Annotated in this window: 30 protein-coding genes; 21 read left to right on the top strand and 9 right to left on the bottom strand. The window is 68.4% G+C overall.

Annotated elements, in window-relative coordinates; translation table 11 throughout:
- The 5 genes from AX692_RS06155 to AX692_RS06135 all read right to left on the bottom strand — a co-directional run.
- The coding region (locus tag AX692_RS06155) for a CCA tRNA nucleotidyltransferase (protein ID WP_073977593.1) at window positions 1–882 on the bottom strand (882 nt) is incomplete at its 3' end.
- Complete coding sequence (locus tag AX692_RS06150; RefSeq protein ID WP_073975082.1) at window positions 872–1,480, bottom strand: CoA pyrophosphatase; 609 nt, start codon at window positions 1,478–1,480, stop codon at window positions 872–874. The genes AX692_RS06155 and AX692_RS06150, both read right to left, overlap by 11 nt.
- Window positions 1,477–2,031: a DUF1285 domain-containing protein gene (locus AX692_RS06145; protein WP_073975083.1), complete on the bottom strand. Its 555-nt coding sequence runs from the start codon at window positions 2,029–2,031 to the stop codon at window positions 1,477–1,479. The genes AX692_RS06150 and AX692_RS06145 overlap by 4 nt, the downstream gene beginning before the upstream one ends.
- Before the next feature lie 71 nt (window positions 2,032–2,102).
- On the bottom strand, window positions 2,103–2,648 hold the full coding sequence (locus tag AX692_RS06140) for a GNAT family N-acetyltransferase (protein WP_073973420.1): 546 nt from the start codon (window positions 2,646–2,648) through the stop codon (window positions 2,103–2,105).
- Window positions 2,645–3,802: a PQQ-dependent sugar dehydrogenase gene (locus tag AX692_RS06135; RefSeq protein ID WP_073973421.1), complete on the bottom strand. Its 1,158-nt coding sequence runs from the start codon at window positions 3,800–3,802 to the stop codon at window positions 2,645–2,647. Before AX692_RS06135 ends, AX692_RS06140 begins: the two co-directional genes overlap by 4 nt.
- On the opposite strand from AX692_RS06135, the gene AX692_RS06130 reads away from it, so the two are divergent.
- Both AX692_RS06130 and AX692_RS06125 read left to right on the top strand, forming a co-directional pair.
- Window positions 3,801–4,424: a ribonuclease HII gene (locus tag AX692_RS06130; protein ID WP_073973422.1), complete on the top strand. Its 624-nt coding sequence runs from the start codon at window positions 3,801–3,803 to the stop codon at window positions 4,422–4,424. The genes AX692_RS06135 and AX692_RS06130 overlap by 2 nt on opposite strands.
- 226 nt (window positions 4,425–4,650) lie before the next feature.
- Window positions 4,651–5,781, top strand: a complete 1,131-nt coding sequence (locus AX692_RS06125) for a site-specific DNA-methyltransferase (RefSeq protein WP_330997327.1) — start codon at window positions 4,651–4,653, stop codon at window positions 5,779–5,781.
- Between the two features lie 9 nt (window positions 5,782–5,790).
- Here AX692_RS06125 and AX692_RS06120 read toward each other — a convergent pair whose 3' ends face one another.
- Complete coding sequence (locus AX692_RS06120) at window positions 5,791–5,958, bottom strand: hypothetical protein (protein WP_155644929.1); 168 nt, start codon at window positions 5,956–5,958, stop codon at window positions 5,791–5,793.
- 126 nt (window positions 5,959–6,084) lie between these two features.
- Here AX692_RS06120 and folP point away from each other — a divergent pair, with 126 nt between their 5' ends.
- From folP to AX692_RS06105, 3 genes are all read left to right on the top strand, one after another.
- Complete coding sequence (folP, locus tag AX692_RS06115) at window positions 6,085–7,197, top strand: dihydropteroate synthase (RefSeq protein ID WP_073977136.1); 1,113 nt, start codon at window positions 6,085–6,087, stop codon at window positions 7,195–7,197.
- A 71-nt stretch (window positions 7,198–7,268) separates the two neighbouring features.
- A complete protein-coding gene (locus tag AX692_RS06110) occupies window positions 7,269–8,417 on the top strand; it encodes an alkaline phosphatase D family protein (RefSeq protein WP_073974268.1) in 1,149 nt (382 codons plus the stop codon).
- 62 nt (window positions 8,418–8,479) lie between these two features.
- A complete protein-coding gene (locus tag AX692_RS06105; RefSeq protein ID WP_073974267.1) occupies window positions 8,480–8,911 on the top strand; it encodes a hypothetical protein in 432 nt (143 codons plus the stop codon).
- Window positions 8,912–8,987: 76 nt separating this feature from the next.
- Here AX692_RS06105 and AX692_RS06100 read toward each other — a convergent pair whose 3' ends face one another.
- The 3 genes from AX692_RS06100 to AX692_RS06090 form a co-directional block, all read right to left on the bottom strand.
- The gene (locus tag AX692_RS06100; RefSeq protein WP_073974270.1) at window positions 8,988–9,746 is read right to left on the bottom strand and encodes an SDR family NAD(P)-dependent oxidoreductase; all 759 of its coding nucleotides are present in this window, start codon (window positions 9,744–9,746) and stop codon (window positions 8,988–8,990) included.
- Window positions 9,747–9,792: 46 nt separating this feature from the next.
- Window positions 9,793–10,572 carry an SDR family oxidoreductase gene (locus AX692_RS06095; protein WP_073973265.1) on the bottom strand — a complete coding sequence of 260 codons (780 nt, stop codon included), beginning with the start codon at window positions 10,570–10,572 and terminating at the stop codon, window positions 9,793–9,795.
- Window positions 10,573–10,716: 144 nt separating this feature from the next.
- Entirely contained in the window at window positions 10,717–12,150 is a 1,434-nt protein-coding gene (locus AX692_RS06090) for a sigma-54-dependent transcriptional regulator (RefSeq protein ID WP_073973279.1), read from the bottom strand.
- A gap of 302 nt (window positions 12,151–12,452) precedes the next feature.
- Here AX692_RS06090 and AX692_RS20670 point away from each other — a divergent pair, with 302 nt between their 5' ends.
- The 16 genes from AX692_RS20670 to AX692_RS06020 form a co-directional block, all read left to right on the top strand.
- Window positions 12,453–12,575 carry a hypothetical protein gene (locus AX692_RS20670; RefSeq protein ID WP_269135536.1) on the top strand — a complete coding sequence of 41 codons (123 nt, stop codon included), beginning with the start codon at window positions 12,453–12,455 and terminating at the stop codon, window positions 12,573–12,575.
- A 13-nt stretch (window positions 12,576–12,588) separates the two neighbouring features.
- On the top strand, window positions 12,589–13,710 hold the full coding sequence (locus tag AX692_RS06085; protein WP_073973266.1) for an NAD(P) transhydrogenase subunit alpha: 1,122 nt from the start codon (window positions 12,589–12,591) through the stop codon (window positions 13,708–13,710).
- Window positions 13,707–14,501, top strand: coding sequence for a hypothetical protein (locus AX692_RS06080; protein ID WP_155644930.1), 795 nt, complete (start codon window positions 13,707–13,709; stop codon window positions 14,499–14,501). The genes AX692_RS06085 and AX692_RS06080 overlap by 4 nt, the downstream gene beginning before the upstream one ends.
- An 81-nt stretch (window positions 14,502–14,582) precedes the next feature.
- A complete protein-coding gene (locus AX692_RS19545) occupies window positions 14,583–14,741 on the top strand; it encodes a hypothetical protein (RefSeq protein WP_155644931.1) in 159 nt (52 codons plus the stop codon).
- Between the two features lie 4 nt (window positions 14,742–14,745).
- Entirely contained in the window at window positions 14,746–15,111 is a 366-nt protein-coding gene (locus tag AX692_RS06075; RefSeq protein WP_073973268.1) for a PH domain-containing protein, read from the top strand.
- An 8-nt stretch (window positions 15,112–15,119) separates the two neighbouring features.
- Window positions 15,120–15,401: an NAD(P) transhydrogenase subunit alpha gene (locus tag AX692_RS06070; protein WP_073973269.1), complete on the top strand. Its 282-nt coding sequence runs from the start codon at window positions 15,120–15,122 to the stop codon at window positions 15,399–15,401.
- A 206-nt stretch (window positions 15,402–15,607) separates the two neighbouring features.
- Entirely contained in the window at window positions 15,608–17,005 is a 1,398-nt protein-coding gene (locus tag AX692_RS06065) for an NAD(P)(+) transhydrogenase (Re/Si-specific) subunit beta (protein WP_230959554.1), read from the top strand.
- Window positions 17,006–17,012: 7 nt separating this feature from the next.
- Window positions 17,013–17,354 (top strand): hypothetical protein, encoded by a 342-nt coding sequence (locus AX692_RS06060; protein WP_073973271.1) that lies wholly within the window; start codon window positions 17,013–17,015, stop codon window positions 17,352–17,354.
- A 92-nt stretch (window positions 17,355–17,446) separates the two neighbouring features.
- Complete coding sequence (locus tag AX692_RS06055; RefSeq protein ID WP_073973272.1) at window positions 17,447–18,649, top strand: parallel beta-helix domain-containing protein; 1,203 nt, start codon at window positions 17,447–17,449, stop codon at window positions 18,647–18,649.
- Entirely contained in the window at window positions 18,646–19,665 is a 1,020-nt protein-coding gene (locus tag AX692_RS06050; protein ID WP_073973273.1) for an SO2930 family diheme c-type cytochrome, read from the top strand. Before AX692_RS06055 ends, AX692_RS06050 begins: the two co-directional genes overlap by 4 nt.
- Window positions 19,665–20,651: an alpha/beta fold hydrolase gene (locus AX692_RS06045; RefSeq protein WP_073973274.1), complete on the top strand. Its 987-nt coding sequence runs from the start codon at window positions 19,665–19,667 to the stop codon at window positions 20,649–20,651. Before AX692_RS06050 ends, AX692_RS06045 begins: the two co-directional genes overlap by 1 nt.
- A gap of 92 nt (window positions 20,652–20,743) precedes the next feature.
- On the top strand, window positions 20,744–21,448 hold the full coding sequence (locus AX692_RS06040; RefSeq protein ID WP_073973275.1) for an aspartate/glutamate racemase family protein: 705 nt from the start codon (window positions 20,744–20,746) through the stop codon (window positions 21,446–21,448).
- Between the two features lie 306 nt (window positions 21,449–21,754).
- Window positions 21,755–22,918, top strand: a complete 1,164-nt coding sequence (locus AX692_RS06035; protein WP_073973276.1) for a deoxyguanosinetriphosphate triphosphohydrolase — start codon at window positions 21,755–21,757, stop codon at window positions 22,916–22,918.
- Complete coding sequence (locus AX692_RS06030) at window positions 22,911–23,636, top strand: NAD(P)H-binding protein (protein ID WP_073973277.1); 726 nt, start codon at window positions 22,911–22,913, stop codon at window positions 23,634–23,636. The genes AX692_RS06035 and AX692_RS06030 overlap by 8 nt, the downstream gene beginning before the upstream one ends.
- Window positions 23,636–24,085: an ABA4-like family protein gene (locus tag AX692_RS06025; protein WP_073973278.1), complete on the top strand. Its 450-nt coding sequence runs from the start codon at window positions 23,636–23,638 to the stop codon at window positions 24,083–24,085. Before AX692_RS06030 ends, AX692_RS06025 begins: the two co-directional genes overlap by 1 nt.
- A gap of 76 nt (window positions 24,086–24,161) precedes the next feature.
- Window positions 24,162–24,868, top strand: a 707-nt coding sequence (locus tag AX692_RS06020) for an AMP-binding protein (protein WP_155646271.1), incomplete at its 3' end; no start/stop codon positions are given.

Raw genomic sequence — 24,868 nt, 5'->3', positions numbered from 1 at the left:
GACGAGCCGCGCGCGCTGCGCTTTCGACAGGCGCAGGCGCGCGGCGACCGTCTCGGCGGTCTCCGGGCTCGGCGGGAGCAGTGCGGCGAGGCGGCGGACGGGATCGGGGGCGATGCCTTGCGCGGCCTCGGCGGCGATCAGCTTGCCGAGGAGAGCGATCTGCGGCGGACAGGCCTCGGGCAGGATCACCGGCAGCACGCCCCTTGTGCGCATCCGCGCGATCGTGGGGTGGGGATCGTTGAGGCCGAGCAGCGCCAGCAGTTCGGCGGCAATACGTTCGCGGCTGAGGCCCTTGAGCGTGTGGGCAAGCTCCGCGCAGGCGTCCTCGGCCTCGGTATCGAGGTCCGCGCCGAAGCGGGTCTGGAAGCGGTAGTAGCGCAGGATCCTGAGGTGATCCTCCGCGATCCGCTGGCGCGCGTCGCCGATGAAGCGCACCCGCCGCGCGGCGAGGTCCGCCAGCCCGCCGAAGTAGTCCGCGATCTCCAGCGTCTCGGGGTGGGCGTAGAGCGCATTGATGGTGAAATCGCGCCGCGCGGCATCCTCGGGCCAGTCGGAGGCGAAGGCGATGGTCGCGCGCCGGCCATCGGTCGCGACATCGCGCCTGAGGGTGGTGACCTCGACGGGTCCGTCCTTGAGGATCGCGGTGACGGTGCCGTGGTCGATGCCGGTCGGCACGGTGCGGATGCCCGCCCGGCCGCAGGCGGCGATCACCTCGGCGGGCATGAGTTTCGTCGCGCAGTCGACATCGGCGACGCCCACGCCCAGCAGGCCGTCGCGCACTGCCCCGCCGACCCAGCGGATGTTATCGGCACCCAAAGCGCGGGTCAGCGCGGCGAGCCCCTCGCGCCGCGTCCACTCGGCCCCGCAAAGGTCAGGCAGCATCGCGCAGGGCCTCCAGCGTGATCCGGCGCGAGAGGTTCGCGATGATCGCCGCGGTCACGCCCCAGATGCGGAAGCCCTGCCACTCGAGCTCGAGATAGCGCCGCATCGCCCCGCGCCAGAACACCTCGTTGGTGGTCCAGCTGGCGGGATCGAGCAGCAGGCCGAGCGGGGCTTCGAACCAGGCCTCGACCTCCTGCGGGTTGGGGACGAGCGGCAGGCCGGGGGGCACCACGCCCACCACCGGTGTCACCAGAAAGCCGGTGCCGGTGTGATAGACATCGCTGGTGCCGATCACCCGCACCGCCTCGCGCGGCAAGGCAAGTTCCTCCTCGGCCTCGCGCAGCGCGGCGGTGACGGCGTCCTCGCCGGGATCGATCTTGCCGCCGGGAAAGGCGACCTGCCCGGGATGATCGCGCATCGCGCGGGGGCGCTGGGTGAGGATCACCTGCGGATTGCGGGGCACATCGGTGATCGCGATCAGCACCGCGGCAGGGGTCGCGCGGCCCCCTTGGGCGAATTGCGCGTCGCTCAGCAGATCGGGAATGTCGCGCGCGTGGCCCTCGGCGAAGGCGCGGGCGAGGGGGTCATGAAGGCTCATGGCAGCAGCCGGAACGCCTCGCCCCGGCTGGTAACCTGCCAGCCATTATCCTCCGCGCCCTCGGCCAGTGCGATCTCGGCGAGCTGCGCCCAGGTCGAGCGGTTGAGGCGCGCCTCGCACCCGCGCCGGACGTGGAGGTAGAGCGCGGGCTCCTCCGCCGTTCCCGCCGCGCGCAGGGCGTGGCCGGGCCCCGCGATCACGAGGTCGTCGGTGTTGAGGCGGAAGACCAGCGCATCGTCCTTGCGGACGCAATCGGTGGCGATGAAGGCGGCATCCTCGACCTCGATCGCGAGCTTCTCGACCGGGGTCACCAGCCAGTGATGGCCGGCATCGTCGCGGGTGAGCAGGCTCGCAAAGGCGCGCACCATCGCCTCGCGCCGGATCGCGCCGCCCTCGTGGAACCACGTCCCGTCGGCGGCGATCACCATGTGGCTCTCGCCGACCTTGGCGGGCGACCAGCTTTCGACCGGCGGCAGCTGGCGCGTCTCGACCAGAGCGGCAATCTCGGCGAGGGTCAGGCCGGCAAGGTGCGGGGGCGGATCATAGGGCATGTCGACAAGGGGATGGCAGATGGGGCGGGGAAGGTGAACCCCCCATTCGTCATTACGGGCGAGGCCGGAGGTCAGCCCTCCCAAGGGGCCAGCATGCCCTCGGCCGGCATCGCGGCGAGGCCGTGACCGCGGGCGAGCAGGCGGTCCTGCTCATAGGGCCCCGGGCAGCGCCAGCCGCCGGTCATGGCAGCGGAGAAGCCCCAGCGGCCATAGTAGGACGAGTCGCCGATCAGCACCTGGGGGAGCGCGCCGCGCCCCGCTGCCCCGAGCCGCGCATCCTCGGCCAGCATCGCGCTCATCAACCCGACGCCGAAGCCTTCGCCCTGCCGCTCGGGCACCACGGCTACGGGTCCGACCATCACCAGCGGCACCTGCCCCTCTCGGGTCTGGAGGCCCACCGGCCAGCACTGGATCGTCGCCACCAGCAGATCGTGCTCGTCGAGCGCGGCAAGGCTGAGGCCGGGGAGCCATGCCATGCCTTCGCGGATGCGATAGGCGGTGCGCGCGTGGCGATCCGGCCCGAAGGCGCGGTCGAGCACTTCCTCGATCATGGCGGGATCGACAGCCTCGAGCGGGATGATCGTCGCGCTGGCCTGAGCGCGCGGGCTTGCGGTCATTTCGCGGTGAGCTTGAGCAGCCGCGCGCCCTTGCCGTCCTGCGCCACCCAGATCGCCCCGTCGGGGCCCTGGGCGATGGCCCGCAGACGCGAATCGAACTCGTGGCGGGCGACTTCGCGCGCTTTCTCGCCGTCGATCGCCACATCGACGATCGCCTGCGTCGCGAGCCCGGTGATCAGCGCATGGCCCTTCCACGCGGGGAACTGGTCGCCAGTGTAGATCACCATGCCGCCCGGCGCGATCACCGGGGTCCAGCTGAGCGCGGGCTGGGCAAAGCCGTCGCCGCTCGCGTGATCGGGGATCGGGTTGCCGTTGTAGTGTTCGCCGTCCGAACGCACCGGCCAGCCGTAATTGGCGCCTGCCGTGACGAGGTTGAGCTCGTCGCCCCCCGCCGGGCCGTGCTCGACCTCCCACAAGCGGCCTTGCGCATCCCACGCCATCCCGAGGATGTTGCGGTGGCCCATCGACCAAATTTCGGCGGTGACGCCGCCCTTGTCGGCCATGGGGTTGCCCGCCGCCGGGGTGCCGTCGAGGTTGAGGCGCACGATCTTGCCGAGCGTTGCGGCGGTGTCCTGCGCCGGCTGCATCTTCTGCCGATCGCCGCTGGCGACGTAGAGATACTTGCCGTCGGGCGAGAAGGCGAGGCGGTGCGAATAGTGGCCCCGGCCCGTTACCTTGGGGGTCTGGCGCCAAATGACGCCGAGGTCTTGAATGGCGCAGGTCGTGGGGGCCGAGCACACCAGCTTGCCCTTGCCGACCGCCGCGCCGCGGGTGTCGCCTTCACCGGCCTCGGCCCAGCTCAGATAGATCGTGCGGGTGCCGAGCGTCTTTGAGGCTTCGGCGGGCAGGAAGGCGATGTCGCCCAGCCCGCCCTGGCCGCCGTAATCGACCTTGGGCGCGCCGGTGACCGTCGCGGTCTCCCCGGTCCTGGTGTCGAGCAATTTGACCGTGCCCGCCTTCTCGGTGACGAACAGCGTCGCGGTGCCCGGCGCGAAGGCCATAGCCCACGGCTCCTCGAAGCCGGCGACATCGGTCGTGGTAAAGGCCTCGCCTGCGGGGGTCGCGGCGCTTTCCCCCGTTTGCGCATTGGCGCAGCTTGCCAGCATCAGCGGGAGAGGAGAAAGAGCGGCGAGCAAACGGGCAGAACGGATCATGCTTGGGGTCACTCCGGATTTGATCGCCTCGGGACGGCCGCTGGTGATCGGCGTCGACGAGGCAGGGCGCGGGCCGCTCGCCGGGCCGGTGGTGGCCGCGGCGGTGGTTCTGGGCGCCGCGATACCTTCCGGGCTCGACGATTCCAAGCGGCTTTCGTCCGCCCGCCGCGCCGTGCTCGACGATGCGATCCGCGCGGGCTGCGGCTGGGCGGTCGCGGTGGTGGAGCCCGAGGAGATCGACCGGCTCAACATCTTCATGGCGACCATGCACGCGATGACCCGCGCCGTGGCGGCGCTGACCGCGGCGCTGGAGTGCGAGACGCGCGAGGTGCTGATCGACGGCAACCTGACCCCGCATGGCCGCTGCCCCGAATGGTGCTGGCCCGCGCGCGCGATCGTCGGCGGGGACGGGATCGAGCCCTGCATCTCCGCCGCCTCGATCATCGCCAAGGAATGGCGCGACCGGATGATGCTGGAAGCGGCCGCCGCGCACCCGCATTACGGCTGGGAGCGCAACAAGGGCTACGGCACGGCCGAGCACATGGAAGCGCTGCGGCTGCACGGGCCGAGCCCCTTGCATCGCCGCAGCTTCGCGCCGGTATCGCAACTGGTGCTGATCTAGGTCGCTCTCGCTTGCGGGTGAGTCCTCCCCGCCACACCCCCACATCCGGAGTCCCGGGCTGCGCGCGGGACTCTACATCTTGTGCCGGACTCGTTTCGTTCCGCCCGCGCGGCTCACGCCATCACAATGCTCACGCAAAATTAGAGGCTTGACGCGGACTCTTCGAAGACTCATGCCTGTGGATAAGTTCCCACACATGACAGGCGAGGGCCCCGTGGCAGGCTTGATGGAAAAGGTGAAGTCGCGCGCGAAAAGCCTTGAGAAAGCGCAGGAAGTCGTGCGCGCCGATCTGCCGCTGGGCCGCATCCTGCCCGGTGACTGCGTCGCGGCGATGCGCTCGCTGCCCTCGGCCAGCGTCGACCTCGTCTTCGCCGATCCGCCTTACAACCTGCAACTGGGCGGCGATCTCGCGCGGCCCGACGGCAGCCATGTCGACGCCGTGACCGATCACTGGGACCGGTTCGATTCCATGGCCGCCTATGACCAGTTCACCCGCGAATGGCTGACCGAGGCGCGCCGCGTCCTCAAGCCCGATGGCGCGCTGTGGGTGATCGGCTCCTACCACAACATCTTTCGCGTTGGGGCGATCCTGCAGGACCTCGGCTTCTGGATCCTCAACGACATCGTCTGGCGCAAGACCAACCCCATGCCCAATTTCAAGGGCACCCGCTTCACCAACGCGCACGAGACGCTGATCTGGGCGAGCATGGGCGAGAAGTCGCGCTACCACTTCAATTACCGCGCGATGAAGACCCTCAATGACGAGCTCCAGATGCGCTCCGACTGGGTTCTGCCGATCTGCTCGGGGGGCGAGCGCCTGAAGGAGAACGGCAGGAAGGCGCACCCCACTCAGAAGCCCGAGGCGCTGCTCTACCGCGTGCTCTTGGCGACGACCGAGAAGGGCGACGTGGTGCTCGATCCCTTCTTCGGCACCGGCACCACCGGCGCGGTCGCCAAGCGTCTGGGGCGCGAATGGATCGGCTGCGAGCGCGAGGATTTTTACAGGGAAGTCGCCACCAAGCGCATCGACCGCGAGCTGCCCTTGGACGAAAGCGCACTCACCACGATGCAATCCCCCCGCACCGCGCCCAAGGTGGCGTTCGGCGCGGTGGTCGAGGCAGGGCTGATCCCGCCGGGCTCGCAAGTCTTCGACAAGAAGCGCCGCTTCATCGCCACCGTGCGCACCGACGGCTCGCTGGAGTGCCAAGGCAAGACCGGCTCGATCCACGGGCTCGGGAAGGAATTGCAAGGCGCGCCCTCGTGCAACGGCTGGGCTTTCTGGCACTACGAGCAGGGCGGGGAAGTGCAGCCGATCGACGCGGCGCGCCAGCTCTACCTGCTCGCCGCCGAGGACTGATCGGCCCGGTCAGACCAGCTTGAACAGCACCAGCGCGATCACGGCGATGATCACCCAGACCGTGTAGGTCAGAACCTTGCCCCAGCTGCGCCGCCGCTGACGGTCGTCGCGACGGTCACGTTCGATCTCGTTGCCGATCGACAGGGCATCGAAGAACAATTCCACCAAAGTCAGCATGATACGGGGCTCCTGAGCCTCCGTCATACGGGTGAGCCGGTTAGGAAAAGGTGAAACGCGTGGCGCCTGACGATAAGCCGCGCACCCGCGTTGTCCGCCCCGCCGCGCGCCTGCTAGACAGCCCCCATGGCTGACTCCGTCTATATCCACCCCCTCACCCTCGCCCCCGGTCCGCAGGCGGTGGAGGGCGCGGCGGTGCGGCTTGGCGGCAGCATGGTCTATGCCCGCGAATTCGCGCTGGTGCTGCGTGACGGGCGGGCGGTGGCAGAGCGGATCACCGGCACGCGCGACGAGATCGAGCGGGCGCTCGCGCGCCTTTCAGGCGCTCTCGCGGACGAGGGCGCGGCGCAGTGGGCGAACCTTGCCAAGGCACACCCCCCGCTCCAGCTCGGCGCGCGCACCGTCCGGCTCGATCAGCCGCAGGTGATGGGGATCCTCAACGTCACGCCCGACAGCTTTTCGGACGGCGGCAAGCATGACACGCTCGAAGCGGGCCGCCAGCATGCCGCCGCCATGCTCGAGGCGGGGGCGGCGATCATCGACATTGGCGGGGAGAGCACGCGGCCCGGCGCGGCGGCGACCTTCGAGGACGAGGAAATCCGCCGCGTCGTGCCCGCAATCGAATATTGCGCGAGCATGGGCGCCGCGATCAGCCTCGACAGCCGCCGCGCGGGCGTGCTGGCAGCGGGCCTTGCGGCGGGCGCGCACATGGTGAACGACGTCTCGGCGCTGCGCTACGACCCGCGCTCGAAGGAGGTCGTCGCAACCGAAGGCTGCCCGGTGGTGCTGATGCATGCGCCGGGCGCGGGCGAGGACCTCCACAAGGGCCCGGGCTATGCCGACGTCGTGAGCGAGGTGTTCGATTTCCTCCACCACGCCCGCGCCTCGGCCATCGCGGCGGGGATCGGCGAGGATCGCATCATCCTCGATCCCGGCATCGGCTTCGGCAAGACCCTCGCCGAGAACCTTGCGCTGATCAACGCCCTGCCGCTGTTCCATGCGCTCGGCAGCCCGCTGATGCTGGGGGCGAGCCGCAAGCGGATGATCGGGGCGCTCAGCCGCGAGGAGGAGGCAAGCCAACGCCTCGCCGGATCGATCGCGCTGGCGATCAAGGGCATGGAGGCGGGCGTCCACCTGCTGCGCGTCCACGATGTCGCCGAGACGGTGCAGGCGCGCAACGTGTGGCGCGGGCTGAGGGATGCTGCGCTGACCGATTGCAGCACGCTGCCGCCGCTGTGAGAGCCTGCCACGGTTCTGTAACGGCCCGCCGCCAGACCCTCGCGCAACCCTTTCGATCAAGGAGCTCCCCTATGCGCCGCACCCTGCTTTCCGCTGCCGCTCTGCTCGCGAGCACCGCGCCCGCCTGGGGCCAGACCCCGCAAGCGGTGGAGGTCACCCCCGACCAGCTGCTCTCCCCCTATTACGAGGCGCTGAAGGCCCAGTCGGCTCTGCCCTATGCCGGGATCAATCCGGTGCTGCCCGCCGACACCACGCTCACCCGCATCGCGGTCGGCAGCTGCAACCACCAGAGCGCCTCGCAGCACATGTGGGCGCAGATCTCCGCACAGAGCCCGCAGCTGTTCCTGATGATCGGCGACAATGTCTACGGCGATGCCGGTTGGGATGGCGACGCGGGTCTCGCATCTCTGCGCCGCGCCTATGCCCTGCAGGCCTCGCACCCCGAATTCGCCGCCTTCCGCGCCAAGGTGCCGATGATGGCGACTTGGGACGATCATGATTTCGGCCTCAACGATGCCGGCGGCAGCTTCCCTTTCCGGGGCTGGGCGGAGACGCTGTTCGAGACCTTCTGGGGATCGCCCGAGGCGGTGAAGGCGCGCCCGGGGATCTACCAGAGCAGCATCACCGGGCCCGAGGGCAAGCGCGTGCAGGTGATCCTGCTCGACACGCGCTTCTTCCGCTCCGACCTCAAGCGCGCCGCGTGGACCAAGGAACGCCCGCCGCTCGGCGGCTATCTGCCCGATGACAGCGCGGGCAAGACCATCCTCGGCGAGGCGCAATGGGCGTGGCTGGCGGCCGAGCTGGCCAAGCCCGCCGACCTCCGCATCGTGGTCTCCTCGACTCAGGTGCTGACCACCGCCCACCAGTTCGAGGGCTGGACCAACTTCCCGGCCGAGCGCACCCGGCTGCTTGACCTTCTGGGCAAGCGCGAGGCGAGCGGGCTGGTGCTGCTCTCGGGCGATCGCCACGCGGGGGGGATCTACAAGGTCGACCACGGCGGCGAGACGATCTGGGAGCTGACCAGCTCCTCATTGAACCTCGCCTTCGGGGACGACATCGAGCGCAGCACCGCCCGCGAGCCGGACGCGGCGCGGGTGGGCAAGTTCTACCCCATCGAGAACTATGGCCTCGTCGACATCGACTGGAAGGCGCGGGCCGTGACCGTCAGCCTCAGGGGCAACACCAGCGCCACGCTGACGAGCCAGACCTTCGGCTGGTGAGAGCGCTTGAAGCCCGGCGCGCTTTGTGCAAGCCTCTGAGAAACTTCGGGGAGGGAGGGACGATGATGCTTCGCAACAAGGTGCTCGCAGGGCTTGCAGCGTGGGTGGTGCTGGCGGGGAGCGCGGCGCTGCCCGCGGCGGCGCAGGAGGCGACCGACATCTTCGGCAACCCGATCGTTGGCGGCAAGGAACTCGCCAAGCTGGTCGAAAAGGCACAGGCGCACCCGCTCGGTGCCAAGGAGAACCCGGTGCGCGCCGACATGCCCGGCGGGCAGCGCGCCTACCTCGCCCGCCTGCGCTGCGCCGATGGCAAGGCCCCGACCTATCGCCGCGTGGGGAATTTCGGGATCGGGGTCTATGAACGGATCATCGACGGCTATGAAGTGCTGTGCGAGGGCAGCACGCCCGCCAAGTCGATGATCTTCATGGACATGTATCACCCCGGCCACAAGGAGCCGGCGGCGGTGCCGGGCTTCACGATCGAGCCGGCGTGATCCCCGCCACGCGCGCAAAATGTTTCACGTGAAACATTTCAAGGGGTTAATGTAGGATTGCCCCTGCGATAGTCCATCACAGCGTGAAGCCGCCGTCCGACACCAGCACGTGGCCGGTGATGTTGGCGGCAGCGTCTGAGAGCAGGTAGAGGATCGAATCCGCCATCTCCTCGGAGGAGGCGAAGCGGCCCGAGGGGGTGGTCCTGGCCATCCGCGCGAGGGTCGCCTCGCGGCCGATGGCGGCGATCGAGGCGCGGAAGTCCTCGCCACTCTCCCAGATCGCGGTATCGACCCCGCCGGGGGCTATCGCATTGACACGAATGCCGTTTTTCGCGTTCTCGGCAGCGGCGATGCGGGCCATGTGCGCCACCGCAGCCTTGGCGACGCCGTAAGGGCCGATCCCGGGAACGGGCTTGAGACCGGTGGTCGACGACACGACAACCACGCTGCCACGCCTGCCCTCCATCGCCCTGAGCGCATGGCCCAGCGTCAGGAACGCCCCGTCGAGGTTTACGTCCATGACGCGGCGCCATTCGGCAAGTGAAACCGAGGCAATGGGCCCGCCCGAACCGATCCCTGCGTTGACAACTGCATGGTCAATACCCGCCAATGACCCGGCAATGCCCTGCCACAAGCGCTCGTCGGCAACGCTGCCGACAATCCGCTGGACATCGCAGGGCAGATCGAGCGCATCCATGCCAGCGCTGTCGACATCGACCAGCACCAGCTTGGCGGCACCCCTTGCAGCCAAGGCCTTGGCACACGCCGCCCCGATCCCCGACGCGGCGCCCGTGACGAGCGCCGCGCGCCCGGTGAAATCCTGAATGATGGTCATGGCGGGGGCTGCTAGGCGTGCAGCCCCCGCCGATCAAGCCATCCCCTCAGCCGGGCGATGCGGCGCTGCCTGCGAGGAGCCCCCCGTCGAGCGTGAGTTCGGCGCCGGTCATGTATGCGCTCTCGTCGCTGGCAAGGTAGACACACAGCGCGGCGACCTCCTCCGGCGTGCCGAAGCGCTTGAGCGGCGTGTCGGCGACGAGGGCGGCCATGTTCGCCTCGCGCTCGGGCCCTTCGCCCAGCATCGGCTCCCACATCGGCGTGAGCACCGCGGCGGGGTGAACCGAATTGCAGCGCACCTGCCAGCCCTGCTGTGCGGCATAGAGCGCGACCGATTTGGAGTGGTTGCGGATCGCGGCCTTGGACGCGGCATAGGCTGCCGCGCCCGGAATGCCGACCAGGCCCGAGCGTGAGGAGATGTTGATGATCGAGCCCTTGCGGGCATCCCGCATCGCCCGCAGCGCATAGCGGCAGCCGAGGAAGGTGCCGTCGGTGTTGACCGCATGGACTTGGCGCCAGTCGGCAAGGCTGGCGTGCTCGGGATCGTGCGGCACCATCCCGTCCTCGAACCCGGTGATCCCGGCATTGTTGACCACCACGTCGGCATGAGGGTGAAGCGCGGCGAGCGCCTCCCAATCGGCTTCCGAGCGGACGTCGAGTTTCAGGAAGTCGCAGCCGAGTTCGGCCGCGCTGGCCGCGCCGCCCGCGGTGTCGATGTCGGTGAGGAGGACGCGCGCGCCCTCGGCGATGAAGGCGGTGCAGATGGCACGGCCGATGCCGCGCGCGCCGCCGGTGACGACGCAGAAGGCGCCTTGAAGTCTGGGCATGGGGAAACCTCGAAGAATGGAAGTGAACGGGGGGCGACGGCCTTGCGCCGCGCCTGCCTTGCTGTTGCCGCCTTAGCGGTGCCGCTTGTCCACTTGACCTACTCCTTCAGGTGCCGCGCCGTTGCCCAATCTCAGGCTGCCCCGTCAAGCCGCATTGTCGATCCCGAGATCGCTGAGCTTGCGGTAGAGCGTCGAGCGCCCGATCCCCAGCCGCCGCGCCACTTCGGTCATCCGCCCCCGGTAATGCCCGATGGCGAGGCGGATCACGTCGGCCTCGATCTCTTCCAGCGGGCGCAGGTTGCCGTCGGGGGTGTAGAGCATGATGCCCACGCCCTCGTGGCTGTTGCTCGCCGCGCCGCTCTGCTCGCCGAGCATCTCGGAGAGCTGCGGGAAGCTGTCGGCGGTCAGCGAATTGCCCTCGCAATAGACCGCCGCGCGGAACAGCACCGATTGCAGCTGGCGGACATTGCCCGGCCAGTCATAGGCGGCCAGAAGCGCCAGCGCGCCGTCGGACACCGAGAGATGGTTGAGCCCCGGCTGCTCGCCGATGCGGGCGAGGAAGTGGCGGGCGAGGGCGGGGATGTCCCCGGTGCGTTCCCGCAAGGGGGGAAGGTGGATGCGGGTCGCGCCCAGCCTGGCGGCGAGCCCGGCGTCGAACTGCCCGGCCGCGACCATCCGGTCGAGCCCGACATTGCTGGTGACCAGCAGGCGCACATCGACGCGGAAGCCGTAGCTCGCGCCGACCGGGCGGATGATGCCGGTATCGAGCGCCTCGGCGAGGCGCTGCTGGAGCGCCGGGGTGAGGCGGTCGATCTCGTCGAGGATCAGCGTCCCGCCGTCGCAATGCTGGAAGGCGCCGATCTGGCGGTCGAAAGCGCCGGGGAAGCTGCCGGGCTCGTGGCCGAACAGCACCGAATCGATCGACCCCTGCGGGACGCTCGCGAAGTTGATGATCCGCAAGGCCTCCTTGGCGCGCGGGGACGCGCCGTGCATCGCGCGCATCAGCATTTCCTTGCCGGTGCCGGTCTCGCCCTCGATCAGCACGTGGCCATGCCCGCGTGCGGCCTTGGCGGCCTGGGCGAGCGCGGCGCGGAAGGAGGGCGCGGTGCCGATCATCGCGTCGAAATCGAGCGTGGCCGACATCTTCTCGGTGAGCGGGGCAAGCTCGTCGCGCGGGACATCGCGGGTGGTGACGCTGCGCAGCGCTTCCATCAGCCGGTCGGGCGAGACCGGCTTGACGAGGTAGTCCGAAGCGCCCGCACGCATCGCCTCGACCGCGAGCAGCGGCGAGGCGCTGGTGGTGAGCATGAGGATGGGGAGGGCTGGGCGGCGCGACTTCAGCTCGGCGATCAGCGCGCAGGCATCGTCGCCCGGCACCCACTGGTCGAGCAGGATCGCGGAAAGCTGCATCCCCTCGCGCGTGCCGAGCATGGCGATCGCGGTCTCGGCATCGGGCGCGACGATCGTGCGCCAGCCATCGCGCGCGGCGATCGCGGTGATGAGGCGGCCCTGCGCGGGCTCGTCGTCGATGAGCATGACGATCCGCGCATCATCCTGCGCCTGGGGAAGGCAATCCATCTCTGCCATCGCGTATGCCGTTCGGCTCCCTCGCTGGGCCGGAGACAGGTTCCGGCTCCGACATGATCTTGCGGTGATAGGCACGAGGGGTAAAAACCCGATTAAGACTGTGCCGCAGCGGGACAGGTGTGCCGCCAGCGGCGGGCGCGGGGAGGGCGCGATGCCTCTCACTAAAGGTGACTTGAGATAGGCGCGTCGCTCCGATACGGGAGCGGCATGGGCCATCCGGCCCGATTTTTCGTCAACCGTCCGGCAACCAATCGCTCGCCCGAGCGTTAGGCCGCCCAAGGGGAAGAGACATCATGAGTGTTCACGACATGGAAAAGGCCACCGCCACCTACAGCGGCTTCATGGCCACGCTGAAATGGGCCGTGCCGGTGATCGCGGTGATCACCTTCGCTGTCGTCGCGATGATCGCCAGCTAAGCGCGCACGCCACGTGAAAATCGCCATCCTGACAGAGCGCGCCTCGGGCGAGACGCGCGTTGCCGCCACGCCGGAAACGGTGAAGAAGTTTGCCGCCCTCGGCTGCACGGTCGCGGTGGAGGCGGGGGCGGGCGTCGCTGCCTCGGTCGAGGATTCGGCCTATGCGGAGGCCGGGGCGAGCCTCGGCGATGCGGCGGCGACGGTGAAGGATGCCGACATCGTGCTCGGCATCCAGGCGCCCGACGTGGCGCTGCTGGCGGGCGCGAAGCCCGGCGCGATGGTGGCAGCGCTGTTCGATCCCTTCACCAAGCGTGATGTGGTCGATGCCTATGCGGCGGCAGGCTTCGAGGCGCTGTCGATGGAATTCATGCCGCGCATCACCCGCGCGCAGTCGATGGACGTGCTCTCCTCGCAGTCGAACCTTGCCGGCTACAAGGCGGTGCTGGCGGCAGCGGACGCCTATGGCCGCGCCTTCCCGATGATGATGACTGCGGCCGGCACGGTGCAGGCTGCGCGGGTGTTCATCATGGGCGTGGGCGTGGCGGGCCTCCAGGCGATCGCCACCGCGCGGCGTCTGGGTGCGCAGGTCTCGGCGACCGACGTGCGCAGCGCCACCAAGGAACAGATCCAGTCGCTGGGCGCCAAGCCGATCTTCGTCGAGAACGTCGCGGGGATCGAGGGCGAAGGCTCGGGCGGCTATGCGACCGAGATGAGCGAGGAATACCAGAAGGCGCAGGCCGAACTGGTGTCCGGGCACATCGCCAAGCAGGACATCGTCATCACCACCGCCCTGATCCCGGGCCGCGCCGCGCCGCGCCTCGTCACCGACGCGCAGATCGCGACGATGAAGCCGGGCAGCGTGATCTTCGACCTAGCGGTGGCGCAGGGCGGGAATGTCGAGGGTTCAGTGGCGGACGAGGTGGTCGAGAAGCACGGCGTCAAGATCATCGGCTACGCCAACACCCCCGCCGCGCTCCCCGCCGACGCCTCCGCGCTGTTTGCAAGGAACCACTACAACTTCCTCAGCGCCTTCTGGGACAAGGAAGCGGGCAAGCCGGTGCTCGACGAGGAAATCGGCAACGCGATCCGGCTGACGCAGGGCGGCAAGGTCGTTAACGAAAGGCTGCTGGGGTGAAGCGTGCTGCGGCAGGCTTGATCGCGGCAATCGGTTTTGCGCTGGCGGGGCAGAATGCCGCGTCTGCGCAGTCGGCTCGGCCATTGCCGCGCATCGTTTCGATTCCGTGGGTGGTCACGAGCAGCGCGGAGCCGCTCGTCAATACGCCCTTCGCCAAGAACACGCGCGTTGAAATCGGCAAGGCGGTGCCAGTCGATCCCGTGAGGCTGGTCCGGGAGATTCCGGGGCGGGGCAAGCGGGAGACGATACCGGCGGGCACTACCTTTGCCCCGGCGAACCGGGCGAAGAACGTCATCTGCGAGACCGAGCGCAGGCGCAAGATGGCATCGATCAGGTGCCTTGCGGACTCCGACGGCGACGGCGCGTTCGACAAGGTCGGCGTCACCGCCCAGAATGGCGGCGACTACTATTCCTCGACTTCCTATGGCTACATCATCGGCCGCTTCCCCGTCGCGGAATGGGAGGATGTGCGCGCGGCTGTTCCGAAGGATGCCTTCCAGCCCGCAACCGATCTTGCGCCGATCAAGTTCGATCTGGTGATCTACACCGGGTCACTTTTCTTCAGCGAGTTGATCTTCAACCTTTGCGCTCCCCGCGCCGAGGGGCGTTCGATCCTGGGGTTTCCCAACAATGCTGACTATTGTTTTGGCCAGCAGCGGATTCCGATGGGTGACAAGATGCCGCAGACCGTCCCGTTTGCGGGCGGCATCCTCAGCGTGATGTCCTACAACCGGGAAACCGGCACCGGAACGGTCTCCTACACCGGCATGAAGGTGGGGGAGGTGCTGTGAGCAACGCGTCCTTGCCCGCACGGATGATCGCCGGACCTGCCGACATACGATCCCATCCTGACAGCTACCCGGAAGGCTAACATGGACTTCATCTCGAATCCCGGCATCCTCGTGCTGGCCTGCCTTGTGGGCCATTACGTCGTCCGGTCGTTGATCCCGGCATTGTCCGGCGCGCGCGTGGCCGTCTGGCTCCACGCGCCTGCGGCTGGTCCCGCGCCCCGTGCCCGCGAGGATTACTAGAGCGATGGGCCTGATCAACGCCACCGTATGGGACGCTGCCGACGCTGCCGAGGATCTCGGCTATGCGCTCGGGCGCGGCGAGCAGGTGCGGTTCGCCTTCAGGATGGTGCGCGATTCGATCATCTTCACCGACCGGCGGATCATGATCACGGACATCCAGGGGCTGACCGGATCGAAGCGGCGATATCTCTCGATCCCCTACCGCGCGATCACCACCTTCGCGCTGGAGAGCGCAGGGCACTTCGATCTCGACACCGAACTCACCATCACCGTCTCGGGCAGCGAACCCATCGCCCTGAACCTCAGCCGTGGCGCGGACGTGCCCGGGCTGGTGACGCTGCTGACCGAATATCTGGCACCGGGGAAATAGGGGCTGACATGGATTTTATCTCGATTCTCAGCATCTTCGTACTGGCCTGCTTCGTGGGCTATTACGTCGTCTGGTCGGTCACCCCGGCGCTGCACACCCCGCTGATGGCGGTGACCAACGCGATTTCCTCGGTGATCATCGTCGGCGCGCTGATCGCCGGCGCCGAGGCCAACAGCCCGGTCGCCAAGTATCTCGGCCTGTTCGGCGTGGTGCTCGCGAGCATCAACATCTTCGGCGGCTTTGCCGTGACCGAGCGCATGCTCGCGATGTACAAGAAGAAGGAGAAGTGAGGATGAACCGCTTCTCCAACTTTGCCACTGGTCTAGTAACTGCCCTTATCGCAGGGCCGGCCTATGCCTGCGAGGTGCTTCCGACAGACGGAAGCTGCTGTCCTCCAAACCCGTGCGGAGTTGAACCGGCCAGCATGAATATCGCTCAGCTTTCCTCAGCCACAACCACGGCAGCCGCTCACGGCGCCGGAACCCCCGCCTGGGCGATGCTTGCCTACCTTGTCGCGGGGGTGTTCTTCATCCTCGCGCTGCGCGGCCTGTCGAGCCCCGCGACCTCGCGCACCGGCAACCGTAACGGCATGATCGGCATGGCGCTCGCGGTGGGGACGACGCTCGTCACCCATGACATCGCCAACATCGTCGAGATCCTGATCGCGGTCGGCATCGGCGGCGCGATCGGTGTCGTGGTCGCGCGGCGCATCGCCATGACCGCGATGCCGGAACTGGTCGCGGGCTTCCACTCGCTGGTCGGCTTGGCGGCGGTGGTGGTCGGCTTCGGCGCATGGCTCGATCCACAGTCCTTCGGGATCGTGGACGCGGCGGGGCAGATCCTCGCGGTGAGCCGCATCGAACTCGGCCTCGGCATTGCCATCGGCGCGATCACCTTCTCCGGCTCGGTCATCGCCTTCCTCAAGCTGTCGGGCCGGATGAGCGGCTCGCCGATCCTGCTGCCCGCGCGGCACATCATCAACCTCGGCACGCTCGCCGCGATCCTCGTGCTGATCGCGCTCTACACCGTCTCGCCCGCTGGCGCGGCGGGCGAGGGCTGGATGGTGATCGCCATCGCGCTGCTCGCCTTCGCCATCGGCTTCCTGCTGATCATCCCGATCGGCGGGGCGGACATGCCGGTGGTGGTCTCGATGCTCAACTCCTACTCGGGCTGGGCCGCGGCGGCGATGGGCTTCACGCTCGGCAACACCGCGATGATCATCACCGGCGCGCTGGTGGGCTCCTCGGGGGCTATCCTCAGCTACATCATGTGCCGCGCGATGAACCGCAGCTTCATCAGCGTGATCGCGGGCGGCTTCGGTGCCGACGCGGGCGCTGCCGGCGGCGGCGGGGCGCGCGAGCAGCGGCCCTACAAGCAGGGCTCTGCCGAAGACGCGGCCTACATGCTCGAACAGGCCGAAAAGGTCATCATCATCCCCGGCTACGGCATGGCGGTGGCCCAGGCCCAGCATGCGCTGCGCGAAATGGGCGACAAGCTCAAGGAAAAGGGCGTGGAGGTGAAGTACGCCATCCACCCCGTCGCGGGCCGCATGCCCGGGCACATGAACGTGCTCCTCGCAGAGGCATCCGTGCCCTATGACGAGGTCTTCGAGCTCGAGGACATCAACTCCGAATTCGCCCAGGCCGACGTTGCCTTCATCATCGGCGCCAACGACGTGGTGAACCCGGCGGCCAAGACCGACAAGGCCTCGCCGATCTACGGGATGCCGGTGTTCGATGTCGACAAGGCCAAGCAGGTGTTCTTCATCAAGCGCTCGATGGGGGGCGTCGGCTATGCCGGGGTCGACAACGACGTCTTCTACATGAACCAGACCGTCATGCTCCTCGCGGATGCGAAGAAGATGGTCGAGGAAATCGTCAAGTCGCTGGACTGATCTTCCCATGAAGAAGCTGCTGATCGGACTTCTGCTGATCGTCGGACTGGGTGCCGGGGCGCTGTTCAGCGGCCTCGCCAACCCGCTGGTCGAATGGCAGGTCAAGGGCGCGCTGGTGGAATCCGGCATCGGCGAGAAGCGCGCCGCCTGCATGGCCGAGCGCATGGTGGACCGCCTCACCATCGGCCAGCTGTGGAAGCTGCGGCAGGGCATGGCCGCGCAGGAGGGCGAGCCCGAGGAAGGCTACGGCCTCGGCGAACTCGTGAAGCGCCTGCGCCGCGTCAATGACGGCGAGGCGGTGGCGGTGCTCACCACCTCGGCCGGACTGTGCGCGATCGGATTGGGCTGAGGGTTTTTTATCTGCCTATCGCTTCGCTACTTGAGGCGCTTGCCTTTTCTCCCCCGCCTGCGCCACACTGCGCAGCGGAGAGGGAGAACACCATGAACCGCATCGCTTTCGCCGCCGCGCTGCTCGCATCAGCTGCCGCCGCGCCGCTCGCTGCCGAGACGCACCGCATCGAAGCCACCGAAGGGGCGGCCGAGCGCTTGCAGGAGGCGCTGATCCTCGCCCAGCCGGGCGACGTGATCGAACTCGCAGAGGGGCGCTTCACCCTCACGGACGGGCTCAGCCTCGATGTCGACGGGGTGACCGTGCGCGGGCAGGGGATGGACAAGTCGATCCTTGATTTCACCAATCAGGAAGGCAGCGGCGAGGGTCTGCTGGTCACCTCCGACAACGTCACCTTGCGTGACTTCGCGGTCGAGAACCCCAAGGGTGACGGGATCAAGTCCAAGGGCGCGGACATGATCGTCTACTCGGGCATCCGGGTCGAATGGACCGGCGGGCCCAAGGCGACCAACGGCGCCTATGGCATCTACCCGGTCGAAAGCGCGGGCGTGCTGGTCACCAATTCCAAGGTCTCGGGCGCGTCGGACGCGGGGATCTATGTCGGCCAGAGCAGCGACATCACGGTGAGCGAGAACATCGTCACCTTCAACGTCGCCGGCATCGAGATCGAGAACAGCCGCCGCGCGCTGGTCACCAACAACATCGCCAGCCGCAACACCGGCGGGCTGCTGGTGTTCGACCTCCCCGGCCTGCCGGTGATGAACGGCGGCACCGTGATCCTGCGCGAAAACGTGGTGAGCGACAACGACACCCCCAACTTCGCGCCCCCCGGCAATATCGTCGCCAGCGTGCGGCGCGGCACCGGGGTGCTGGTGATGGCCAATGACGGCGTGCTGATCGAGGATAATGCCTTCGAGAACAACCCCACCGCGCATGTCATGGTGATCGCCTACACCCAGCCTTTCGACGATCCGCGCTACAACCCCTATGCGAGGAACGTGATCGTCGGCCCCAATGCCTTCGGACGCGGGGGGGACGATCCGCAGCTCGAAGGCAGGGAGGCGCTGCTCGAGGCCTTCGGCGGCGCGCTGCCGCCGGTGCTGTGGGACGGGATCGTGCAGGACGGTGACGGCTTGCGGATCGCGGAAGGCGTGACCGGCTGGACGCTGGGTCTCACGAAACCCGGCCAGAGCCTTGCCGAGGCGCAGCCGGGGCCGCTCACGCTGACCCCGCTGGAAAGTTGGCAATTTCCCGATGTCGGCGCGCCGGCGGAGCTGGAGGCGCGGCTGAAGTGAGGCGTCCGCGCGTTCTGCTGGCAGCGGCTCTGCTCGCGCTTGGCGGGGCGATGGCGCATGGGACGGTGCTGGAGCCGCCGCCGGTCGATGACGCGGCGATCACCAGCGCGGGGTTTCCCAAGACCCTGAGCGAATATGCCTTTTTTCAGGATGGGCGCGCCCAAGAGCCGAGTGCGCGGGTGTTCCCCTATGCGCTCAATACCCCGCTGTGGTCGGACGGGGCGGAGAAGCTGCGCTTCATCTACCTGCCCGAGGGCACGCAGCTCACGGCCGACGGGGAGGGCCTGCTGCAATTCCCCGTCGGCGCCGCGATCATCAAGACCTTCGCTTTCGGCGAGGGAGCGGATCGCCGCTTGATCGAGACCCGCGTGCTGCTCCACCGCAAGGATGGCTGGGTGGCGCTCCCCTATCGCTGGAACGCCGAGCAGACCGAGGCGACGCTAGCGCTCACCGGCGGGCGGATCGATCTCGTGACGCCTGCGGGCGAGGCGATCTCCTATGCCATCCCCAACAAGAACCAGTGCAAGACCTGCCATTCGATCGACAACAAGGTTGTGCCGATCGGGCCCAAGGCGCGCAATCTGACCGCGGCGTGGCTCGGGCAGATGGCGAAGGCAGGCGCGCTCGACCGGGTGCCGGAGGGGGCGGGGACGCTGCCCGTGTGGGGGGCGCGCACGGCCGGCGACCCCGCCGAACCGCTTGCCCGCGCCTATCTCGATGTGAATTGCGCCCATTGCCACCAGCCGGGCGGCGGCGCATCCAACTCCGGGCTCGACCTGCGCTGGGAGCAGCGCGATCCCCACGCCTTCGGCATCGGCAAGCGCCCGGTCGCGGCGGGGCGCGGGGCGGGGGAATACGAGTTCTCGATCGTTGCCGGGCATCCGGACCAGTCGATCCTGCTCTACCGCATGGCCAGCGCGGCACCGGGCATCGCCATGCCCGAGCTCGGCAAGGCGAGCGTCGACAAGGACGGGGTCGCGGTGGTGCGCCGCTGGATTGCGGAGATGGACAAGTGATGAAGTGGCTCTTGCGCGGGCTGCTCGCGCTGCTTGGCGTGCTGGTGATCGCCTTCCTCGTCTTCCGCACCCCCGACACCGATCCGGCGGCAATGCGCGCAAAGTATGGCGGCCCGCCCTCGCAATTCGTCGCAATCGGCGATGGGGTGAGGGTGCACCTGCGCGACGAGGGGCCGAGGGATGCCCCCGCGATCATCCTGCTCCACGGCTCCAACGCCGATCTGCACACCTGGCAGCCATGGGTCGAGGCCCTGAAGACCCGCTACCGCGTGATCCGCTTCGACCAGGTCGGCCACGGCCTCACCGGCCCCGACCCGCGCGAGGACTATTCCACCGCCAATTTCGTCGCCGATATCGGCGAGGTGGCGGACATGCTGGGGCTTACCACCTTTATCCTCGGCGGCAATTCGATGGGGGGCAAGCACGCGCTCGCCTATGCCATCGCCCATCCCGAGCGGCTCAACGGCCTCGTGCTGGTCGACGGCAGCGGCGGACCGATGCTCAAGATCGCGCGCAAGGGAGAGGACAAGAAGGACAGCGGCAATATCGGCTTCACCATTGCGCGGATGCCGGGCGTGAACCTCATCGCCGAACAGATCACGCCGCGCTCGCTGATCCGGCAGAGCCTCGAACAATCGGTCTCGGTCAAGTCGGTGGCGAGCCCCGCCGCGGTGGACCGCTACTGGGAGCTGCTGCGCTACCCCGGCAACCGCCGCGCCACCCTTGCGCGCTTCAGCCAGCCCTATGATCCGCTCGGCGCCGCTGCCATCGCCAAGGTGCAGACCCCCACCCTGATCCTGTGGGGCGAAGAGGACCGCATCATCCCGGTCGAGGCCGGGCAATGGCTTGCAAGAACGCTCCCCGCCAGCACCTTGCGCATCTATCCCGGGATCGGCCACCTGCCGCACGAGGAGGCCCCGGCGGCGACCCTCGCCGATCTCGAAGCGTGGCTCGCACAGCACGCTCCGCCGCCAAAACAGGGATAGGTTGCCAACCTGCCATGTGACCACTGGACGCGGGGCCGCCCCGCGCCCTACACCCCTTCGCAACTGCACACCGACAACGAAGGGGCACCCGTTTGCGCAAACTCGGGATCATCGGCGGCATGAGCTGGGTGTCGACCGCGACCTATTACGATCGCATCAACCGCATCGTCCAGAAACGCGCCGCCCCGATGGCGAGCGCCCCGCTGCTGATCGAGAGCCTCGATTTCTGCCAGCTCTACGCGCTCACCGCCGAACGCGACTGGCAGCGCGCGGCAAGCGTGCTGACCGAAAGCGCGCGGCGGCTGGAAGGGGCGGGGGCCGAGGCGCTCATCATCGGGGCCAATTCGATGCACCGCCTCTATGACGATGTCGCCGCATCAGTGAACATCCCGATCCTCCACATCGCCGAATATGTCGGCCTCGCGATGAAGCGCGCCGACAAGACCAGCGCCGCCCTGCTCGGCACCCGCAACGTCATGACCGAGAGCTTTTACCGCAAGCGGCTCGTCGCGCACGGGATCGACCTGCTGCCGCCCAACCTCGCCTATGTCGAACAGCTCGACAAGATCATCTATGACGAGCTGATGGTCGGCAAGGTCACCCGCGAGGCCGAACGGACGCTGAAGACGATCATCACCAACACCGCGCAAGAAGGCGCCGCCGCGGTGGTGCTCGCCTGCACCGAGCTCGATCTGGTGGTCGACGTCGATGCCAACGTGCTGCCGATCTTCGATTCCACCCGCATCCACTGCGAGGCAGCGGCGAACTGGATCCTCGAGCAGGAAGTCGTGGGCTAGTTCTCGGCTCGTCCTCCACGACGGGCGCCCTGCCGCATCGCGGCGTTGCGCGGGGTGCAACGCGTTAACGTTCTCACTATCTGCGCCCCCGGATTCTGTCACGGAAACGTAAGGCATGATCCGGGTCTTCGGGTCGCACCGCAGGCCCTTGGGGCCGCTCTCCTCCCCCCCAATCACCGGAGGGCGGCCCCATATTTCTCCCCAGTTTCGCGGACGCCAAGGCGTTGAAATTCGTGGTTCCTTGCGGTGTTTCCGCCCCGTTCCGGTTGAGCCGCCGCGGCCTTGCCCCTAAGCGCTGAGCCCGTGATGCCCCGCGCCCCCTATGCTGCCGATCCCGCCGCCGGACCCGCCCGCGAATTTGCGCGCGCCGATACGGGCGAGCAGCGCGGGCCGCGCAGCCCGTTCCAGCGCGACCGCGATCGGATCATCCATTCGATGAGCTTCCGGCGGCTGAAGTCGAAGACCCAGGTGTTTATCGCGCCCGACGGCGATCACTACCGCACCCGCCTCACCCACAGCCTCGAAGTCGCGCAGATCGGGCGGGTGATCGCGCGCGCGCTCGGGCTCGACGAGGATCTGACCGAGGCGCTGTGCCTCGCACATGATCTCGGCCACCCCCCCTTCGGCCATGCCGGCGAGGCCGCGCTGGCGCAGGCGATGGAGCGGCACGGCGGGTTCTGCCACAACGCCCAGGCGCTGCGCACGGTGATGCGGATCGAGTGCCCCTATCCCGAGCATGACGGGCTGAACCTCACCTGGGATCTGCTCGAGGGGCTGGCCAAGCACAACGGCCCCGTCACCGCGCCGAACTGGGCGCTGGCCGAGCTCGACGCTGCCTTTCCGCTCGAACTCGGCAGCTGGCCTTCGCTCGAAGCGCAGGTCGCGGCCGTGGCCGACGACATCGCCTATGACAACCACGATATCGACGATGGCCTGCGCGCCGGGTTTCTCCAGCTCGATGACCTGCTTGGCCTCGATTTCCTCGCAGACCAGTGGCGGACGGTCGAAAAGCGCTTTCCCCACGCCCCGCGCGAGCGTCTGCTGCGCGAGATGATACGCGACCAGATCGGGATGATGGTGAATGACGTGATCGCGCATACGGCAGAGCAGGCGAAGGGCCTGTCCTCGGTCGCCGAGGTGCGCGCCGCGGGACGCCAGCTCGCCGGTTTCTCCCCCGCCATGGCCGCGCAGGAGCGGCGGCTGAAGAGCTTCATGTACGAGCGCCTCTACTACCACCCCGAACAGATCGCCGCGGCCGAAAAGGCGCGCGATGTCGTCGCGCGGCTGTTTGCCGCCTATGCGCAGGACGCGACGCTGATGCCCGACGATTGGCTTGCACGTCTGCCCCGCGCCGAGCCGCAGCGCGCCCGGGTGATCGCCGATTTCATCGCCGGGATGAGCGACCGCTTCGCGATCAAGGCCGTTGGCGCGATCTACGGCACCCGTCCCGAGGGCCTGATCAATGTATGAGCCGCGCACGACCGGCCCGGTGCGGGTCGCGCTGGTGGGGGCCACGGGGCTGATCGGGCGCCGCGCGATCGAGATCGCGAGCGCGGGCGATGCCGTGCGCATCCTCGGCATCGCCCGGCGCGAGGCGCCCTTGCCGCTGGGTGCGCGGATGGAGATGTTCGTCGCCGCGCCCGACAAGTGGGGCGAGGTGCTCGATGCGGTGCGCCCGCGCGCGCTGGTCTGCGCGCTCGGCACCACCTGGAAGAAGGCAGGGCGCGACGAGGCCGCCTTCCGCGCGGTCGATCACGACCTCGTGCTCGCCACCGCCGAAGCGGCCAAGCGCTCCGGCATCCCGAACATGGTGCTGGTCAGCGCCGCCGGGGCCGACAAGCGCAGCAAGGCGCTCTACATGCGGGTCAAGGCCGAGACCGAGGAGGCGGTGAGCCGGATCGGCTTCAAGCGCCTCGACATCCTCCACCCCGGCCTCCTGCGCGGCGAGCGCAGCGGCGACCTGCGCCTTGCCGAGCGTGCCGCGATCATCGCCGCGCCGCTGATCGACCCGCTGCTCTCGGGCAAGTGGGAGCAATATCGCTCGATCGAGGCCGGGCTGGTCGCCGAGGCCGCGCTCGGCCTGGCGCTGCGCCGCGCGGGCGGGCGCTTCACTCATGACAACGAGGCGATCCGCCGCGCCGCGCGCGAATGGCGCAAGATTGCGACGCAAGAGGAGGCGGCGGACTGATGGATTGGGCGCTGGTGTTCAGGGCGGTGAACCTCCTCGCGCTGGTGGCGTGGACCGCGCTGATCCTGCTCCCGCGCTGGCCCGCGCTGCTCTCGGCGATCCTCTATCTGGGTGTGGGCCTGCTGTGCCTCGTCTATGCCGTCGCTCTGATCGGGGTGGTGAGCGGGCTGATCCCCAACACGGGCGGGGGCGGGGCCGATTTCACCACCATCCCGGGCATCCGCGCGATCTTCGCGAGCGATGGCGGGGTGACGATCGGCTGGACGCATTACCTCGCCTTCGATCTGTTCGCCGGGCTGTGGATCGCGCGCGATGCGGACGCGAAGAACATCTCGCGCTTCATTCAGGCCCCGATCCTGTTCGCGACGCTGATGGCGGGGCCGATCGGTCTCGGCATCTGGCTGCTGGCCCGCGAGCCCGCCGCGCGGCGGCAGGGGCGGTTTCGCTGAATTTGGCGGCTGGACGCCGCGCGCTGCAGGGTTAATCTCACGGGCAAAAACATGCCCCCGGGAGAGAGACACCAGCATGGCCCAGATTGCGCAGCACCGTTACCTCACCCTCGACGCAATCCTCGCCCACTGGGCCGCCGAGCAGCCCGGTGCGCCCGCGATCGAGGGCGCAGGCCTGGTCTTCACCTATGGCGAGGTAGAGCGGCTCTCGCGGCAGATCATCGCCATGCTGGCCGCGCGCGGCATCGGCGCGGGCGACCGCGTGGCGTTTCTCGGCAAGAACGCGGCGAGCTATGGCCTGCTCTATTGCGCCTGCGCGCGCGCGGGGATCGTGATCGCGCCGATCGGCTGGCGGCTCGCCGCGCGCGAGATCGCCTATATCCTCGGCGATACCGGGGCGAGGCTGCTGGTCGCCGCGCCCGACTTCATGGAGCTTGCGGCGAAGGCGGCGGCCGATCTGGCGAGCCCGCCCGAACTGCTCGAGGACGCGGCGATGCTGGACGCGGCGCGCGGCTGCGAGCCTGCGGTCTTCACGCCCTGCGGTGCGGATGATCCCATCCTCCAGCTCTATACCTCGGGCACCACCGGCCACCCCAAGGGCGTGCTGCTGTCCAATGCCAATCTCACCCGCCTGCGGGTCGAAGGGATTGCCGCGGGCCTCACCTATTACACCGATTACCGCGCGGGCGATTGCATGATGGTGGCGATGCCGATCGCGCATATCGGCGGCACGGGCACCTTCAGCCTCGCGATGCTGGCGGGGATCCGCTGCCGGTTCGAGGC

The sequence above is a fragment of the Erythrobacter donghaensis genome (assembly GCF_001557325.1).
Classification (GTDB): Bacteria; Pseudomonadota; Alphaproteobacteria; order Sphingomonadales; family Sphingomonadaceae; genus Erythrobacter; species Erythrobacter donghaensis_B.
This window is presented reverse-complemented; position numbering and strand designations above follow the sequence as displayed.